A 17,228-nucleotide genomic window follows, 5' to 3' on the forward strand; every position below is an offset into this window, starting at 1 on the left:
GGGGCCGGACACACCCGCGGTTCAGGGTGTGTCCGGCCCCTGCGCCGTGTCGTGGCCCGGTTCGCGGGCCGCGCCCATCGCCGTGTGCACGGCCGCCCGGTCCAGCAGTCCGGTACGGGCAGCCAGCGCGGCGGCCTCCAGCCGGGAACCCACCCCGAGCTTCATCAGGACCCGCTGGACGTGGGTGCGCGCGGTGCTCGGCGCGATCCTCATGCCGGCGGCGATCAGCCGGGTGCCCTCGCCCTCGGCGACGCGTACCAGCACTTCGGCCTCGCGGGGCGTCAGCAGCCGCAGCAGCCGCTGCCCCTCGTCGTCGGGCTTCTCCACCGGGTTCAGCAGCTCGGTGAAAGCACCTCGGAGCAGGGCGGGCGCCACCGACGCCTCGCCGGCCCTGGCCTTCATCATGGCCCGTTCCACGCCCTCGATGCGCTCGTCGTGCCGGACGTAACCGGCGGCCCCGGCCGCGAAGGCCGCCGCGATCCCCCGGGGGCTGGGCACCGGACCCAGCACCACCACCGCCACCTGCGGGCGTTCCCGCCCGATCCGCACGATCGGATCGAAGGCACCCGGCACGGCCGGCGAGGCCGTCCCGAAGAGGCAGACCTCGGGGGCCCTGGCTATGACCAGATCGGCGGCGCCCGCCGTCGGCGCCGTGGCCGCGAGCACGCGGTGCCCCCGGAGCTTGAGTGCCGAGGCGAGCGCCTCGGCCAGCAGGCGGTGGTCGTCGACCACCATGAGCCGCACGCTCATCGCGCAGATACCCCCAGTACCGCCGTGAACCGCCGTGCGCAGATGTGCCACGACCGTCGGCCCCCCGGCCTAGACCCGGCAAGCTACACGCTTGTTCGACGCCATGGCGCCCATACGTGGCAGAAGCCCCCCAGAAGGCCGGTTTCTTCTGCTCCTGGCCCCACCGGGTTGACGGAAAACGATCGGCCCCGCTGGTCAGGGTGTGACCGGCGGGGCCGTTGCGCCGGAGCGCGCGGTGTCTTCGACGGGCGTCAGCCGGTGGTGAACGCCATCGCGAGCAGCCTCTCCTCGCCCGCCCCGCCGCTCGACTCGCTGATGATGTTCGGCGACAGGAAGAGCCGTCCCTTCTCGTACAGGAACTCCCCCCGGTCGTAGCCGAAGTACGTCTCCGCGTCCCGGGTCTTCTCGGTGCTGGGGTTCTCCATCAGCACCGTCTCCTCGAGGGTGGTGCCGTCGAGCGAGACGACCTGGCCGCCCTTGTCGTACGGCGGCACCTTGTACGCGATGACGTCGCCGCCGTCCATGCGGAGCGGGATCATGGTGTACCGCTCGCCCGCGTCGGCGCGGGCGCCGATCATCTTGCCGGTGGTGAGGTCGAAGGCGACGACCTCGTTGGTGTCACCGAACTCGGCGGTGCCCTCGTGGGACTCGGTGGGCACGTACAGGCGGTTGTTGCCGACCGCCATGCCGACGCACCGTTCCACCTCGGTGGAACCGCACTCCCCCGCGAACCGCTCGGCGTCGGCGGAGATCCGCACGATCAGCTTGCCGGTGCCGGAGTCGAGGGAGAAGTAGTCGGAGATGCTGGAGCCGTCACCTGCCGTGTCGCCGACGTCGGCGGCGACGACCAGCGGCTTGGTGGAGACGACCCCCGCGTAGTCGATGCCCGGCGGCATGTCGTACGAGGAGAGCGGGGCGCCGGTTCTGGGATCGAGTGTCTGGATGGAGAGCGTCGGGTCGTCGTACGAGCCGCACTTGCGGACGGTGACGAGCGCCTCGCCGCCGGCGTAACCGGTGTCGTAGCAGTCGTCGGTGGAGACCTTCGGCGCCCAGAGCTGCGCCCCGGTGGCGATGTCGAAGGCGGCGCCGCCCTCGGTGCCCGCCGCGGCGACGGTCGTCCCGCTGATCGTCACCTCCGAGAAGCGCACCGGCTTGTCGCCGTTGGACGCGGCGACGACCGACTTCGACCAGATCATCTTGCCGGTGTTCAGGTCGAGCGCGCCGAGCTTGTTGCAGGAGGGGTACTTGTCCGCGGCGGTCGGCTTGCCCTCCTCGAAGACGATCGCGGTCTTGTAGTCCTTGGTCATGTGGCGGGAGGCCGCGCAGAGCTGGCCGGCCGTGGGGACCGACCAGAGCTTGGTGCCCTTGGCCAGGTCGTACCCCGCGACCTCGTACACCCCGGTCTTCACGTAGACCTTGTCGGTGACCCAGGAGCCGTAGACGGAGGTGACGTCGGAGACCTCCGGCTTCGGGATCGTGAAGGCGACCTTCGACTTGGTGGAGGCCGGCACCTTCTCGGTGCCCCCGGACGCACCGCCGTCACCCCGCCCGTCGTCGCCCCCCTTGTCGGCTCCGCCGGTGGGACCGGCGGTGGAGACGTCCGGGTCGCCGCCGTCACCGGACGCCGAGTAGACGATCCCGGCGCCGACGATCAGCACCACGGCGAGGACCGCCCCGAGGATGATCTTCGTCTGGGCGGAGAGCCTGCCCCGGCCCCCGCCCTGGGGAGGCTGCGGCTGCGCGTACTGCGGCTGCGTCGGATAGCCGTACCCCGGCTGACCGGGACCGGGCTGGCCGAAGTAGCCGGGCTGGCCCGGCTGCGCGGAGGTGGGGGTCTGCGGATAGCCGTACCCGGGCTGCCCCTGGGGATAGCCGTAACCGGGCTGCGGTTGCGGGTAGCCGTACGCGGGCCCGGCCGGTCCCTGCGGCGGCGGGCCCGCGGGCGGGGTGCCGTACGCGCCGGGGGGCGACGGCTGGGGCGCCTGCGGCGGCGGGGGCTGCTGTGGGGCGTGCGGCGGCGAGGGCTGGGGCGCCTGCGGGGGCGGAGGCGGGGGCGTTCCGGGGGAAGGGGGCGGGGGCGCGCCGAATCCGCCGGGCGGCGGGTCCTGCGGGGCCCCGAACCCGCCCTTCGGCGGCTCGTCGGGCTGCTGCGGCGGCTGGGTCATGGCGTGCGTACCTCGGGGGGAAGGGGGACGGAGCGGGAAAAGGGGAGCGGGTGGAGGCGGCCGGGCGGGGGGAGCGTCACTCGCCGAAGGCCATCATCGTGTTCTCGCGCTCGTCGCCGCGGTTGTTGGCCTCGGTGAGCCGGTCGGCGACGATGACGGAACGCCCGCCCACATAGAGGAAGTCGGCGTCGAAGAAGCCCTGCTCCACGGCCGAGGTGGACGCCGGGTGCTGGAGCAGGATCTTCGGGGTGCCGCCGGTCGGCGGAAGCGACGCGACGGCGCCGCCCGCTTCGTACGTCGGCTCCATGTGGAGGATCACGTTCGCGCCCTCCATCCTCATCGGGGTCATGACCCGGCCGGCCGGTGCGGCCGCCTTCCACCGGGGCTTGCCGGAGTCGAGGTCGAAGGCGACCACCTTGTTGGAGCGGTCCGTGGTGCCGGCGGCCTCGGTCGCCATGTAGAGGGTGTCGGCCGACACCGCCACGTCGTCACAGCCGTCCAGCGTCTTGGAGAAGATCTGCAGGAGGGCACCGCCGCAGCTCGGCGAGAACGCGTCCCCGGCGTCGCTCACCAACTGGGAGCGGAGCGCGCCGTTCTCCCGGAGGGTGATGACCCCCCACGACTTCTCCTTCTCGTTGGTCAGCGCCATGACGAGCGGGTCGACCGAGTAGACCTTCTCGATCTCCCAGCCGCGCTTGGGCTGGTAGGTCCAGCGGGCCTTGCCGGTGACCGGGTCGAGCTGCTGGATCTGCTGCTGCGGGTTCTCCGGGTCGTCGGTGGTGCAGTTGAGCGCGGCGATGAGCTTCGTGCCGCCCGCGAAGGCCTCGGGCGTGCACTTCCCGGTCGGGGATCCGAAGAGGGCCGTCCCGTCACTGACCTTGAAGGCGTCGGTGCCGCCGGAACGGCCGACCGTCACGGTGTCTCCGCTGATCGCCAGACCGATGTCGGACAGCAGGTCCCAGAGGCCGTTCGGCTTGATCGTCTTCTTCCAGCCGGCCTTGCCGGTGGTGAGGTCGACCTGCTGGACGGTGGTGCACTTCGCCCGGTCGCCGGTGCCGTCCATCACACCGATGACGATCTTGCCGTCCTCGGTGGCGTTGCTGGGCGCGGCGCAGACGTCGGTGGGGAACGTGCGGGTCCACTTCTCCTCACCGGTGGCGGCCGAGTATCCGGAGATGCTCCGGTACATGGCCTTGACCAGGGTGTCGCCCACGACCCAGGGTCCGTAGACCCGGGCGCCGTTGCGGGGCAGCTTCACGTCGTTGGGCGTGAGCCAGAGGACCTTCGCCTCACCGGGCTTGCGGCCGGCGTTGAGGTCGTCCCGCGCACCACCGCCGTCGCCGTCGCCGTCGCCCTTGTCCTCCGAGGTCGAACCGGTGGGCCCCGGAGCGTCCGTACCGGTGGGGCTTCCGCTTCCGTGCGCGACCGGCTTCTCCGGGTCGTCGTCGCCCCCGAGGACCGCGAACCCGACACCGGCTCCGACCACCAGCACCACCGCGACGGCCGCGGCCGTGACCACCCCGGTCCGGCCGCGGAGGAACCCGCGACCGGAGGAGGCCGGCGCGGGTACGGGGGCGTAGGCAGGGGCGCCGGGGTGCCCCTGCTGCCCGTACGCGTACGGACCCGGCTGCTGCCCGTACGGACCGGAGGCCTGGGGCTGCTGCCCGTACGGACCGGGCTGCACGGGCTGCTGCCCGTACGGACCGGGTGCACCGGGAGCGGGGGGCTGCTGCCCGTACGGGCCGGGGGCCGGCGGCTGTTGGCCGTACGGGCCCGGCTGCGGCGGCCCGTACGGGCCGGGCGGCTGCTGCCCGTACGGGCCCGGGGCCTGCGGATAGCCGTACGCCGGAGCTCCCGGGACGGGCGGCTGAGCGGGCGGGGCGGGCGGGAGCGGCGGGGTCCCGGAGGGCTGAGCCCCGGGCTGCTGCGGGGTCCCCGAGCCCTCCTGCGGCGGTTGCTGGCTGGGCGGCTGAACCATCAGCACGTCCCCCTTCGTGCGGTACCGGTGCCCGTACCGGCCTCCCCCGCTATCCCGCGGGAGCCGGAGGAACGTCGTACGACGAACGTCCGAGGCTCCCCGGAATGGAGCGGAACGGGCATGGCCACCGCGGTGTCACGACACTCGGGCGGGGCTTCTTTGTACCACCCGCACCACCGCCCACACCGGTTCGGTCCGCTGCCCGTTCCCAAGGGAGAACCGGGTCGTGACACCGCCGTTATGCGCGAACGGGGCGCCGGTCCGGCACGTCGGACCGACGCCCCGTCAGGAGCACCATGGGCGGGGCGACTTCGGCGGCATCAGACCACCGCGCCCGCAATCACCCGTTTCGTACGCACCTCACGCCGCACCCGGCCCGCACGGGCCGCCGGGGGCGGCCGCATCACCTCACGCGTCCTCGGCCAGCTCCAGCCAGCGCATCTCCAACTCGTCCCGCTCGGTGACCAGTTCGCGCAGTTCGGCGTCGAGCTTGGCGACCTTCCCGAAGTCCGTGGCGCTCTCCGCGATCTGGGCGTGCAGCTTGGTCTCCCGGTCGGAGAGCTTGCCGAGCTGGCGCTCCACCTTCTGCAACTCCTTCTTCGCCGCACGCGACTCCTGCGCGGAGAGGGCGTTGACGGGCGCCGCGGACTCCTTGGCACCGGCGCCGGGAGCGGCGGACGGGGTGGCCGCCTCCTCCATCCGCTGCCGCCGCTCGATGTACTCGTCGATGCCGCGCGGCAGCATCCGCAGCGCCCGGTCACCGAGGAGCGCCATCACGCGGTCGGTGGTGCGCTCGATGAAGAACCGGTCGTGCGAGATCACGACCATGGAGCCGGGCCAGCTGTCGAGGAGGTCCTCCAGCTGGGTCAGGGTCTCGATGTCCAGGTCGTTGGTGGGCTCGTCGAGGAAGAGGACGTTCGGCTCGTCCATCAGCAGGCGCAGGATCTGGAGCCGGCGCCGCTCACCACCGGAGAGGTCGCCGACCGGCGTCCACTGCTTCTCCTTGGTGAAGCCGAACTGCTCGCACAGCTGCCCGGCGGTCATCTCGCGGCCCTTGCCGAGGTCGACCCGGTCCCGGATCTGCTGCACGGCTTCCAGCACCCGCAGGTTCGGGTTGAGCTCGTGCACCTCCTGGGAGAGGTAGGCGAGCCGGACCGTCTTGCCGACGATGATCTTCCCGGCGGCCGGCTGGACGTCGCCCTGGCTGCGGCACGCCTCGGCCATCGCGCGCAGCAGCGAGGTCTTGCCCGCGCCGTTGACGCCGACGAGACCGATGCGGTCGCCGGGTCCGAGCTGCCAGGTGAGGTGTTCGAGCAGCGTCTTGGGGCCGGCCTGGACGGTCACGTCCTCCAGCTCGAAGACGGTCTTTCCGAGGCGCGCGTTGGCGAACTTCATCAGCTCGCTGGTGTCGCGCGGCGGCGGCACGTCGGCGATCAGCTCGTTGGCGGCCTCGATGCGGTAGCGCGGCTTCGAGGTACGGGCGGGGGCGCCGCGCCGCAGCCAGGCGAGCTCCTTGCGCATGAGGTTCTGCCGCTTGGACTCCTCGGTCGCGGCGATCCGCTCCCGTTCGGCCCGGGCGAAGACGTAGTCGCTGTAGCCGCCCTCGTACTCGTGGACGGTGCCGCGCTGGACGTCCCACATGCGGGTGCAGACCTGGTCGAGGAACCACCGGTCGTGGGTCACGCAGACGAGCGCGGAACGGCGGGCCCGCAGGTGTCCGGCGAGCCAGGAGATGCCCTCGACGTCGAGGTGGTTGGTGGGCTCGTCGAGGACGATCAGGTCCTGGTCCGCGATCAACAGCTTGGCGAGCGCGATGCGGCGGCGCTCACCGCCGGAGAGCGGCGCGATGACGGTGTCCAGCCCGTGCTCGAAGCCCGGCAGCGCGAGGCCGCCGAAGAGGCCGGTCAGCACGTCCCGGATCTTGGAGCTGCCCGCCCACTCGTGGTCGGCGAGGTCGCCGATGACCTCGTGGCGGATGGTCGCCTTCGGGTCGAGGGAGTCGTGCTGGGTGAGGACGCCGGCGCGCAGCCCGCCGAGGTGGGTGACGCGGCCGGAGTCCGCCTCCTCCAGCTTGGCGAGCATCCGGATGAGGGTCGTCTTGCCGTCGCCGTTGCGGCCGACGACACCGATCCGGTCTCCCTCCGAGACGCCGAGAGACACACCGTCGAGCAGCGCACGGGTGCCGTACACCTTGCTGACCTGCTCGACATTGACCAGATTGACGGCCATTTCACTCCTGCCCAGGGGATGGATCGACTTCCCAGGGTAGTCGCCGCGCGCATGCGGTAGCGTGCGGCGATCTTCCGGGGGCGGACCCCGGGCAGGAACGACTCCGGGGTGGGGACTCACATGGCGGGCAGGACGGCACGGCGCGGGATCCCGGCGGTACTGGTGGCCGCGGCGACGACGGTGGCGGTCTGCGCCCTGTCCGGCTGCGGCAGCGGGGACGACGGCGCGGCTCCGGCGGACGAGGTCACGGCGTCGGCGGCCACCAGCGCCCCCGCCTCCGCGCAGGACGGGGCCGGTCCGAACGCCGGGTCCGTGGCCAAGGGCGGCAGCATCGGCGCCGCAGGCTCCGCCTGTGAGCTGCCGGTCACCTTCGACCTGGCGGCGGACTGGGAGCCGCAGGCCGTCGACACCACCGACGCCCCCGAGCTCGCCGCCCTGGCGGAGCAGGGCCCACTGACCATGGTCTGCGAGATCGACGCGAAGCCGGCCGGGAACATCGGCTACCTGCGGGTCTGGCGGGGCGAGAAGTCGTCCGGCTCCCCGCGTGACCTGCTGAAGGCCTTCGTGACGGCCGAGGCGGGCGCCACCGACATCACCTACACCGACATCGAGGCCGGCTCGGTCGCCGGAGCCGAGGCCTCCTACACCGTGGACGTCGAGCTCCTGGACGAGACGAAGACGGAACGCGCCTTCCTCGTGCCCACGGCCGAGGGCCCGGTCGTCGTCCACCTCGGCGGCCTGGACACCGAGGAGCACGAAGCGATGCTCCCGGCGTACGAGCTGGCGAAGTCGAGCCTGCGGACCGGCTGAGGCGGGGCGGCTCCGGGGATCCGGACCGGCCCGTCCGGCCTGACCGTCGTCGAGGGCCGCGCCGCCGGTCCGGCGGATGCGGAGCGGACGGAACGGGGAGCCGAGTCGTCCCGCCCACCGGCACGGGCATCTCAGTGTTCTTCACGGTGGACCTCCCGTTCCTCCGTTCCGGACCGCTGGGCGGGAAGGCCTTCCTGCCCAGCGGTGCCGGTCGTCCCGGGCTGCCGCATGCCGATCAGGACACCTGCGGCGACGATCACCGCGCCGGCAGCGTCCGCGGGGCCCACCTCACCGAGCCCGAGCACGAGGGTGGTGACCAGTGCGCCCACCGGGACGAGCCCGGCGAAGAGTCCGGCACGTGCGGCGCCCAGTCGGCGCAACGCGTCGTACCAGAGGAAGAAGGCAGTGGCCGTGACGAGCACGCCGAGGTAGCCGAAGGCGGCTGCCTCGGTGGGCGTGGGCAGGCGGAGGGAGCTCGTACCGTCCAGGGCGAGGCTCGCGGCCAGCAGCATGGGCACGGCCAGCGCGGCGGGGTAGGCGGCGACTCTCACGGGGCCGAGTTTGGGCAGCAGGGGAAGAGCGAGCAGCGAGAAGGCGACCTCTCCGCACAGGGCGCCCAACGAGAGCAGCACACCGTGCGGGCTGCCGCCGCCGAGCCCGGCGGCGACGCCGGCGCCCAGGGTCACGACAGCCGCGGCGCCGACGGTGCGCCCGGCCGGCCGGCGGCGTTCCGTCAGCGGCCCGACGAGGGCGAGGACGATGGGGATCGCTCCGACCACCGTGCCGATCATCGCGGGGCTCGCGTGCCGGGTGGCTTCGACGAGGAAGATGTTGAAGCCCGCCAGGCCGGTGGCCGCAAGTGCCAGAAGAAGCAGGAGGTCACGGGGGGTCAGCCGGGCACGGGGTAAACGGCGGTGGCGTACCACGGCGAGGAGGATCGCCGCGGCGAGCGCGTAGCGCAGGGCCTGACCACCGAGGACGGGATAGTCGGCGATCGTCGCGGAAACGGCCGTCGAGGTACCGACGAGCAGCATCGCGGCGGCGGCGCCTGCGGCGGGAACCGTGGAGGAACTCATGCCGCGAGCTCCTTCGAGGGTGCGTCGGTGCCCACGGGGCCGAGGACCTTACGGGTGACGCGCTCGGCGACGGCGGCGACGAGGGTGCGCGGCCGGCGCGGCAGCAGATGCGCGGCCAGGGCATTGCCGAGGCCGGGAGTGACGTAGCCGCGGTCGCGGTCGAGTGCGCGCAGAGCCGCGCGGACCACCGGTTCCGGTGTGGTCATCGAACCGTTGACGGCCGCCTCGCGGGTGCCGATGGCCTCGAAGAAGGGGGTGTCGACGGGGCCGGGGCACAGGGTGAGTACGCGAATGCCGCGCCCTCGGTACTCCTGGCGCAGGGCGAGGCCGAAGTTCAGCACGAAGCCCTTGGCCGCGCTGTACACGGCGAAGTACGGGGAGGGCTGGAAGCCCGCGGTGGACGCGACGTTCACGACCGCGCCCGTGCCGCGCTCCAGCATCGCGGGGAGCAGGGCGTGGGTGAGACCGACGAGCGCGACGACGTTGACCATCAACAGGTCGTGGTCGCGGTCCGCGGCGATGTCCTCGAAGCGACCGCATGTGCCGAATCCGGCGTTGTTGACCAGCAGGTCGACGCTCAGACCGCGGTCGGTGAGACGCCTGGCGATCCGCCGGGCCGCCTCGGGCTCGGCGAGGTCCTGTACCAGGACGTGGGCGCGGATGCCGTGCTCCGCGGCGAGACGCTCGGCGAGGTCGGTGAGCCTGTTCTCGGAACGCGCCACCAGGATCAGATCGTGTCCGCGGGCGGCGAGCTGCGCGGCGAACTCCGCCCCGAGTCCGGACGAGGCACCGGTGATGAGCGCTGCAGAAGGCACGGGATCTCCTTGGTTGGCCGATGAACCAGGGCACCAGAGTATCCATTCCTCTCCTACATGCAACACACTTGATGCAGTTAAAGCCTCAGTCGCCCAGGGCTGTATCGTTTCGAAGCACGACCAGGTGAGTGGGAGGCACGATGAGTGAGACAGCGGCACGGCCGTTGCGAGCGGACGCGGAGCGCAGTGTGCGCGCGATTCTGGAGGCAGCCGAACGCGTTCTCTCCCAGGATCCCGGTGCGTCGATGGAGCAGATCGCGGCTGCCGCGGGGGTGGCCAGGACCACGATTCACCGGCGGTTCGCCCACCGGCAGGCTTTGATCGACGCACTGGCCGCTTCGGCCGCCCGGCAGCTCGTCCGAGCCGTGGAGGACGGCAGGCCGGACACCGCCCCGCCCCTGGTGGCCCTGCACCGGATCACGGCCAACGTGCTCGAGGTGAAAGGTGCCTGGGCCTTCGCCCTGGAACTCCCGGCCGCTCCCGGCAGCGACGCGGCCGTCCTCCACGAGGACATCGGCCGACGGTGCATCACCGTGCTGGAACGGGCCCGGGCGGACAAGCTCATCGACGAGGCGGCCGACCTCCACTGGCTGCGGCGGGTCTACTACGCGCTCCTCGGCGAGTCACTGCGCGGAAGCCCGGACGATGCCGGCATCGACACCGACACCCTCGCCGCCCGCGTCATCGACACCCTGTTGCACGGCGCGGGCCCACGTACCTGAGCCTGAGTCCCGCCGGCAGACCGGGCACCCGCACGGCCGCCGACGGCGCCCCCGTCCCCCGGGAACCGCACTCGCGGGCTCAGACCACCGTCGCCCCCGCAGCCGGCGAGAGCGCCGTGCGCGCGGTTCGGCAGGTGCCGGAGGCGGTCAGGGCGGCGGCGACCCGGTGTGCGGTGGACTCGTCGGGGACGAGGAACGCGGTGGTGGGGCCGGAGCCGGAGACCAGGGCGCCGAGCGCTCCGGCGCCGGTGCCGGCGGCCAGGGTCGCCGCGAGCGAGGGCCGCAGCGAGAGCGCCGCGGCCTGGAGGTCGTTGCTCAGGGTCTTGGCCAGGGCGGCCGGGTCGCCGGAGGCGAGGGCGTCGAGGAGGGCCGGGGCGGCGGCCGGGACGGGGAGGTCCGTGCCGGCGGTGAGCCGGTCGAACTCGCCGAACACGACCGGGGTGGAGAGCCCGCCGTCGGCGAGGGCGAAGACCCAGTGGAAGGTGCCGCCGGTCGCGACCGGGGTGAGGAGTTCGCCGCGTCCGGTGCCGAGGGCGGCGCCGCCGAGCAGGCTGAACGGGACGTCGCTGCCGAGTTCGGCGCAGATCTCCAGCAGCTCCTCGCGGGAGGCGCCGGTGGACCAGAGCGCGTCGCAGGCGAGGAGGGCGGCGGCGCCGTCGGCGCTGCCCCCGGCCATGCCGCCGGCCACGGGGATGTCCTTGGCGATGTGGAGATGGACGGCGGGCTCGATACCGTACCGCTCGGCCAGCGCCAGGGCCGCGCGGGCGGCGAGGTTGCCGCGGTCCAGCGGCACCTGGGCGGCGTCCGGGCCCGAGCAGGTGATCGTCAGCTCGTCGGCGGGGGCCGCGGTGACCTCGTCGTACAGACCGACCGCGAGGAAGACGTTGGCCAGGTCGTGGAACCCGTCGGGGCGGGCGGCGCCGACCGCGAGCTGGACGTTGACCTTGGCCGGGACACGGACGGTGACGCCGCGGGTCCCGGTGTCGGCACGGGTCATGCGGGGAGCTCCGGCTTGTTCTCGGCGATGGCGGCGAACTCCTCGACCGTGAGTCCCTCGCCCCGGGCCTGCGGCGAGATTCCGGCGGCGACCAGGGCGGCTTCGGCCGCGGGAGCGGAGCCCGCCCAGCCGGCCAGCGCGGCGCGCAGCGTCTTGCGGCGCTGGGCGAAGGCGGCGTCGACGACGGCGAAGACCTCCCTGCGGCTCGCGGTGGTGGCGACCGGCTCCGCCCGCCGGACCAGCGAGACCAGCCCGGAGTCGACGTTGGGGGCGGGCCAGAAGACGGTGCGGCCGATGGCTCCGGCGCGCTTCACGTCGGCGTACCAGTTCGCCTTCACCGACGGCACGCCGTAGACCTTGTTGCCGGGGCGGGCGGCGAGCCGGTCGGCGACCTCGGACTGCACCATGACGAGCGTCCGCTCGATGCTCGGGAAGCGCTCCAGCATGGTGAGCAGTACGGGCACGGCGACGTTGTACGGGAGGTTGGCGACGAGCGCCGTGGGCGCGGGGCCCGGCAGCTCGGTGACCAGCATCGCGTCGGAGTGGACGAGGGCGAACCGGTCGGCGCGTCCGGGCATCCGGGCGGCGACGGTGGCCGGCAGCGCCGCGGCGAGGACGTCGTCGATCTCCACGGCCACGACCCGGTCGGCCGCCTCCAGCAGCGCCAGGGTCAGCGAACCGAGCCCCGGCCCGACCTCGACGACGACGTCGTCGGGCCGCACCTCGGCGGTGCGCACGATCCTGCGGACCGTGTTGGCGTCGATGACGAAGTTCTGGCCGCGCTGCTTGGTCGGGCGTACGCCCAGCGCCGCCGCCAGTTCGCGGATGTCTGCGGGGCCCAGGAGGGCGTCGGACTCTGTGCTGCTCACCGGCTCAGCGTAGTGCGTGCGCGTCACGGGAACGGTCGTCGGGCACGCTCAGTAGTCGAAGGCCCGCGCGGTGTTGGCGTCGATCGTCGCGGCGAGGGTGTCCTCGTCGACGCCCTTGACCTCCGCCATCGCCCGGAGGGTGACCGGGATGAGGTAGGGGGCGTTGGGGCGTCCCCGGTAGGGCGCCGGGGTGAGGAAGGGGGCGTCCGTCTCGACCAGCACCAGTTCGGCGGGGGCGACGGCGAGGGCGTCGCGCAGCGGCTGGGCGTTCTTGAAGGTGACGTTCCCGGCGAAGGACATGAAGTAGCCGGCCCGCGCGCAGATCCGGGCCATCTCGGCGTCGCCGGAGTAGCAGTGGAAGACCGTGCGGTCCGGGGCGCCCACCTCGGCGAGGACGCGCAGCACGTCGGCGTGGGCCTCGCGGTCGTGGATGACCAGGGCCTTGCCGTGCCGTTTGGCGATCTCGATGTGCGCCCGGAAGGACTCCTCCTGGGCGGCGCGGCCTTCGGGCCCGGTACGGAAGTGGTCGAGGCCGGTCTCCCCGACGCCACGTACGTGGGCGAGGGCGGCGAGCGCGTCGATCTCCGCGAGCGCCTCCTCCAGCGCGGCCCGGCCGCCCGGTGCGCGTACCCCTTCCCGGGTGTGCCCGTCGGGGTCGCCGTGGACGATGCGCGGCGCCTCGTTGGGGTGGAGGGCGACCGAGGCGTGCACCCGCGGGTGGGCGGCGGCGGTCTCGGCGGCCCAGCGCGAGCCGGCGAGATCGCACCCCACCTGGACGACGGTGGTGACGTTGACGGCGGCGGCCCGCGCGAGGGCCTCCTCCACGGTGCCGTCCTGCATGTCCAGGTGGGTGTGCGAATCGGCGACCGGAACCCGCAGGGGTTCGGGCAGCGGCGGCGCTTCGGTACGGCTCATGTCCTTGATCGTACGAGGAGTGCCGGACGGCAGTCCCGTGGGCGCCGGCCCGGGGCCCAGGGCGTGCGGGCGGGCGCCGGCTCGGCGCGGGAGTTCCCCGTCAGCGGCGCTGGAAGGGGTGGAACAGGTCCGAGAGGTGCCAGTGCCGGTCGGCTCCGGCGCCCGCGGGCACGGCCACGGCGGCCACCCGCTCGTCGTCGCCCGGCCCGGAGACCGTGCCGGGGCCCGTGCCGCTCGTGGCGCCGGCCAGGGCGGACGGCTTGTGACCCGGGTTGCCCCGCAGCAGTTGCTGCACGAGGGAGACCCGCCCCGAACCCATGATGCGGACCACGTGGCCGCCGCAGTTGGTGCAGGTCGGTGTCGACAGGGGCGAGGGGACCCGCTCCCCGTCGGCCTTGTACACGACGAAGGTCTTCCCGGAACCGTCGACGTGGTGCTCTATTGCGTAGGCCTGTTCCCAGCCGTGTCCACATCGCATGCAGGCGAAGGCATAGGCCTCATGGACCGTGGTCACCGCGATCTCACTCATACGTACTCCCCTTGTCCGCCGGACAAGCCACTGCCGAGTGTTTCCACCTCCAGTGCACACCCGCGGTAAGTGGATCGCACCGGCTCGGAGCCAGTGTTGATGCGTTCTTGGCGTCCTTGGTGAGCCCTTGGCCCGCCCATGGTGCGAGGGCTCCCCGCAGGAGACCGGCCGTTGGTGACGCGCGGGCGCGCACCGCCCGTTCACCCGGCTGGAGGGCGCGTTCTCCGCTCCTCGCACCCCCCGCGCGCCGGGCCTCCGCACGGGTTCCACCGCCGGAGAAAGGGCGCGGGACCACGGTGGAGAAGGGGGCGCTCGGGGGGCGCATTCACATCCCGCGGAATGCATGAGGCATTCAATTGAATTCCGAACCTACGAAAACGGCATGTCCGGTTTGCGCGGTTCGCTTATCTGCCTTTCACTCAGTCTGTACGCAAGTACGCACCACCCCGGCTTTTCCACAGAACAGAACGGGAAACCCATGCGCACCGAAATCACCCCCACCACGACGGACCTCGACACGGACCTGGAGGCCGCGCTCAACCCGGGCGAGGTCGAGGGCCTCTACCGTGACTCGCGCGAGTGCGCGTACCTGGCGCTCCTCGGTGGCGGCTCGCTGCTCCTTCTCTCGCCGCCCACCCCGCGGCCGAAGAAGGGCTGACCCTTCACCGATGAACCAGTCAAGCGCTTCGTCCCGTCTCACGGACGCGGTGCACGACCTGGCGAACGAGGTGGTCCTCGCTCTTAGGAGCGGGGGCCACCTCGCCACGGTGTGCGGCGCGGCCGGAATCCACGAGAACGACAGAACAGGCATCGCCGCGGTACGGGTCATCGGAGCCGACCTGCTGCTGCCGAGCGTGCTGTACGGACAGCGACCGCACCCCGGGGACGTGGAGGTCTTCCACCGCGCGGTACGGGAGTTCCCGCCCCGCCCCGACGCCTCCCCCTCCGCCGCGTGGGGCCACTGGGCGATGCTCTCCACCCTGCGCCGGGTGGCCCCCTCCCTGACCACCGGACTTCCGGCGGACGGGGTGAGTGCCCTGGACGAACCCGGCGTCACCGGTCTGGACGACGCGCCCTGGCAGGCGTTCTCGCACCAGATCTCCCTCCTCGCTCCGCTCGCCGTCCCGGCGGCGGCGTCCTCCGTGGCGTCGGTCGCCCGGGGCCGGGTGACCGACCTCGCGCGCGGATTCGTCCGCGCGGTGCGCCGCCGCGACTGGCTCCAGGCGTCGGGCACCGGCCGCTGGCTGGCCGCCCTGGGCGGGGAGCCGCCGACGCTCGGTCTCGACCGGGGGCTCGACTTCGTCGAGCTGATGGGCGGCCAGGACCCCCGGGTGGCCCTGAACGTCCGCGCGGCCCGGCTGATGACCGAGGAGCGCGGCAGGTGACGGCGGAGCACCCCGGCGGCCGGGACGCGGCGGGGCACCGGACCGCCGCGCCCGCCGCGCTCACCGGCCTCGTGCGCGAGGTGCGTGACCGGGCACTGGCCTGGACCGAGGACCACCTCGGCGGGTTCGTCCTCCCCGACGACGTGCTGGAGCCGCACACCAAGGTCGACCACACCCTCAAGCCGCTCGGCGAGCTGGCCCAGCTCTGCGGCACCGCCCAGCGGGTCATCGCCCCCGACGACCCGTCGCACGCCTCGGCCGGGCGGCTGATCGGCTTCGCGTGGGAGCAGACCCGGCACGGCGAGCTGCTGCTGGAACTCCTGCGCTCCGAGCCGTTCGCCGCGTACCCCTTCGAGATCTACGCGGCCTTCGCCGGTCACGGACTGCGCCACGAGGGGTTCGAGCGGCTCGCCCGGCGGATCGCCACCACCCGCGGCTGGGCCTTCACCGAGCAGCACGCCAACCGTCAGCTGGGACTCGTCAACTCGGAGCGCCGGGTGGGCGTGGCCCCGCACGCGGACGCCGAGGAGGTGCTGCGCCGCACCTGGCTGGGCGGGCTCTGCGAGCCGTGGATGCTGGAGCGCGCCTCCGGCTACTCCCTGACCCACGCCGCGTACCACGTCACCGACTGGGGCACCGCACCCGAGCGGATGCCCGCCGACCTGGACGTCTATCTGCGGACCTGGCTGCCGCCCTGGGTGGACGGCTGTCTGGAGAGCGACCAGTGGGACCTCACCGGCGAGCTGCTGGCGGTGGGCGCGGGTCTGCCCGGCGAACCGCCGGTGGAGCTGTTCGCGGCGGCCTGGCCGGTGCTCGCACGGGTCCAGCACCCGGGCGGTGCCCTCCCCGAGACCGGTCCGCCGGTGGAGCTCCCGGAGGACGGGGCTCCGGCCGGCGAGGAGCCGTACCCGTTCCTGGGCTGCTACCACTCCACGCTCGTGACCGCCTTCGCCGCGTCGCTCACGGTCGCGCGGCTGGAGGAGACCCCCGCCGCGGACGTCGTCCACCCGGCCGTACCCACCCCCTCCGGAAGGAAGCAGCCCGCATGAGCGGTATCCAGCAGATCCACGAGGTGGGCGCGAAGGCCCTGCAGTGGCTGCACGCCCACCGGGACGGGTTCCGGCTGGAGGACGACCCGTCCCCCGAGGTCGGCATGCTGGACCGGTTCCAGCCTCTCGGTGAGCTGGCGCTCATCAGCAAGGTGATCTTCCGCGAGGGTGTCGCCGGATCCCAGCAGGCCTCGCTCGCCCGTTCCCTCCTCGACTTCGCCTGGCACGAGCTGCTGGACTCCGGTCATCGCCTGCTGGAGGGCCAGCGGCGCGAGCCGCTCTCGCCGGCGCCGATGGAGGTGTACCTGCCGTTCAAGGAGCTGGGGTATCAGCACCAGGGTCTCGAAACGGCCGTCCGCCTCAACCACCGGCTCGGCAGCTGGGGCCGGCTGGAGGTGCGGCCGACCCGGCGCCTCGGCATCGCCACGGTCGAGCGCCGCTTCGGGCTCGCCGCGAGCCTCCCGGAGGACGAGGCGTTCCGGCGCACCTGGCTCGCCGGCCGCCCCGAGCCGTGGACCGTCGAAGGGCACACCGGCTACGACATCACCCACACCGTCTTCCACCTCACCGACTGGGGGCAGTCCCCCGAAGGGCTTCCGCCCGAGACCGCCGAGTACCTCGCACTCTGGCTGCCCGTCTGGCTGGACGACTGGCTCGACCTGAAGCGGTGGGACCTCCTGGGGGAGCTGCTCGTCGTCGACGCCTGCCTGCCCGAGCCGACGCTCGACGCGGACGCCTGGCGCGGATTCGCCGCCGCGCAGCAACCGGACGGGGCGATGCCGGCGCTGCTGGGGATGCCCGGGGGCGACCCGGAGACCGTCTTCGACCTCGTCTACCACCCGACGCTGGTGGCCGCGTTCGCCTCGGCGCTGGCGGTCTCCCGGTCCCTGTCGGACCTCACCTCGGCGGCCTCCGCGTGAGTGCGGGACCCGCCGTCGC

General features: G+C 72.9%; 16 protein-coding genes. 6 read left to right on the top strand and 10 right to left on the bottom strand.

Annotated features, from left to right (window positions below; all coding sequences use genetic code 11):
* Positions 1-21: 21 nt before the first annotated feature.
* The 4 genes from PZB77_RS12135 to PZB77_RS12150 form a co-directional block, all read right to left on the bottom strand.
* Positions 22-750 carry a LuxR C-terminal-related transcriptional regulator gene (locus PZB77_RS12135; protein WP_275492605.1) on the bottom strand — a complete coding sequence of 243 codons (729 nt, stop codon included), beginning with the start codon at positions 748-750 and terminating at the stop codon, positions 22-24.
* A 251-nt stretch (positions 751-1,001) separates the two neighbouring features.
* Positions 1,002-2,915, bottom strand: coding sequence for a PQQ-binding-like beta-propeller repeat protein (locus PZB77_RS12140; protein WP_275492607.1), 1,914 nt, complete (start codon positions 2,913-2,915; stop codon positions 1,002-1,004).
* 76 nt (positions 2,916-2,991) lie between these two features.
* Positions 2,992-4,893, bottom strand: a complete 1,902-nt coding sequence (locus PZB77_RS12145) for a PQQ-binding-like beta-propeller repeat protein (RefSeq protein ID WP_275492608.1) — start codon at positions 4,891-4,893, stop codon at positions 2,992-2,994.
* Positions 4,894-5,301: 408 nt separating this feature from the next.
* Positions 5,302-7,122, bottom strand: coding sequence for an ABC-F family ATP-binding cassette domain-containing protein (locus PZB77_RS12150; RefSeq protein ID WP_275492609.1), 1,821 nt, complete (start codon positions 7,120-7,122; stop codon positions 5,302-5,304).
* Positions 7,123-7,242: 120 nt separating this feature from the next.
* On the opposite strand from PZB77_RS12150, the gene PZB77_RS12155 reads away from it, so the two are divergent.
* A complete protein-coding gene (locus tag PZB77_RS12155; protein ID WP_275492610.1) occupies positions 7,243-7,932 on the top strand; it encodes a lipoprotein in 690 nt (229 codons plus the stop codon).
* Positions 7,933-8,063: 131 nt separating this feature from the next.
* Here PZB77_RS12155 and PZB77_RS12160 read toward each other — a convergent pair whose 3' ends face one another.
* A complete protein-coding gene (locus tag PZB77_RS12160) occupies positions 8,064-9,008 on the bottom strand; it encodes a DMT family transporter (RefSeq protein WP_275492611.1) in 945 nt (314 codons plus the stop codon).
* Entirely contained in the window at positions 9,005-9,823 is an 819-nt protein-coding gene (locus tag PZB77_RS12165) for an SDR family oxidoreductase (protein ID WP_275492612.1), read from the bottom strand. Before PZB77_RS12165 ends, PZB77_RS12160 begins: the two co-directional genes overlap by 4 nt.
* Before the next feature lie 140 nt (positions 9,824-9,963).
* On the opposite strand from PZB77_RS12165, the gene PZB77_RS12170 reads away from it, so the two are divergent.
* Positions 9,964-10,545, top strand: a complete 582-nt coding sequence (locus tag PZB77_RS12170) for a TetR/AcrR family transcriptional regulator (RefSeq protein WP_275492613.1) — start codon at positions 9,964-9,966, stop codon at positions 10,543-10,545.
* Between the two features lie 79 nt (positions 10,546-10,624).
* Here PZB77_RS12170 and PZB77_RS12175 read toward each other — a convergent pair whose 3' ends face one another.
* The 4 genes from PZB77_RS12175 to PZB77_RS12190 all read right to left on the bottom strand — a co-directional run bounded on the left by PZB77_RS12175 (position 10,625) and on the right by PZB77_RS12190 (position 13,855).
* A complete protein-coding gene (locus PZB77_RS12175) occupies positions 10,625-11,542 on the bottom strand; it encodes a 4-(cytidine 5'-diphospho)-2-C-methyl-D-erythritol kinase (protein ID WP_275492614.1) in 918 nt (305 codons plus the stop codon).
* Complete coding sequence (gene rsmA, locus PZB77_RS12180) at positions 11,539-12,411, bottom strand: 16S rRNA (adenine(1518)-N(6)/adenine(1519)-N(6))-dimethyltransferase RsmA (protein WP_275492616.1); 873 nt, start codon at positions 12,409-12,411, stop codon at positions 11,539-11,541. Before rsmA ends, PZB77_RS12175 begins: the two co-directional genes overlap by 4 nt.
* A 48-nt stretch (positions 12,412-12,459) precedes the next feature.
* Complete coding sequence (locus PZB77_RS12185) at positions 12,460-13,326, bottom strand: TatD family hydrolase (RefSeq protein WP_275492617.1); 867 nt, start codon at positions 13,324-13,326, stop codon at positions 12,460-12,462.
* A 100-nt stretch (positions 13,327-13,426) separates the two neighbouring features.
* Positions 13,427-13,855 carry a hypothetical protein gene (locus PZB77_RS12190; RefSeq protein ID WP_275492618.1) on the bottom strand — a complete coding sequence of 143 codons (429 nt, stop codon included), beginning with the start codon at positions 13,853-13,855 and terminating at the stop codon, positions 13,427-13,429.
* Between the two features lie 478 nt (positions 13,856-14,333).
* On the opposite strand from PZB77_RS12190, the gene PZB77_RS12195 reads away from it, so the two are divergent.
* From PZB77_RS12195 to PZB77_RS12210, 4 genes are read left to right on the top strand one after another with little or no spacing between them, the layout of a single operon-like run.
* Positions 14,334-14,513 (top strand): hypothetical protein, encoded by a 180-nt coding sequence (locus tag PZB77_RS12195; protein WP_275492619.1) that lies wholly within the window; start codon positions 14,334-14,336, stop codon positions 14,511-14,513.
* A gap of 10 nt (positions 14,514-14,523) precedes the next feature.
* Positions 14,524-15,240 carry a hypothetical protein gene (locus tag PZB77_RS12200; protein ID WP_275492620.1) on the top strand — a complete coding sequence of 239 codons (717 nt, stop codon included), beginning with the start codon at positions 14,524-14,526 and terminating at the stop codon, positions 15,238-15,240.
* The gene (locus tag PZB77_RS12205) at positions 15,237-16,289 is read left to right on the top strand and encodes a hypothetical protein (protein WP_275492621.1); all 1,053 of its coding nucleotides are present in this window, start codon (positions 15,237-15,239) and stop codon (positions 16,287-16,289) included. The genes PZB77_RS12200 and PZB77_RS12205 overlap by 4 nt, the downstream gene beginning before the upstream one ends.
* Complete coding sequence (locus tag PZB77_RS12210) at positions 16,286-17,209, top strand: hypothetical protein (RefSeq protein WP_275492622.1); 924 nt, start codon at positions 16,286-16,288, stop codon at positions 17,207-17,209. Before PZB77_RS12205 ends, PZB77_RS12210 begins: the two co-directional genes overlap by 4 nt.
* The last annotated feature ends 19 nt before the right edge of the window (positions 17,210-17,228 follow it).

The sequence above is a fragment of the Streptomyces sp. AM 2-1-1 genome, from assembly GCF_029167645.1.
Taxonomy (GTDB): Bacteria; Actinomycetota; Actinomycetes; order Streptomycetales; family Streptomycetaceae; genus Streptomyces.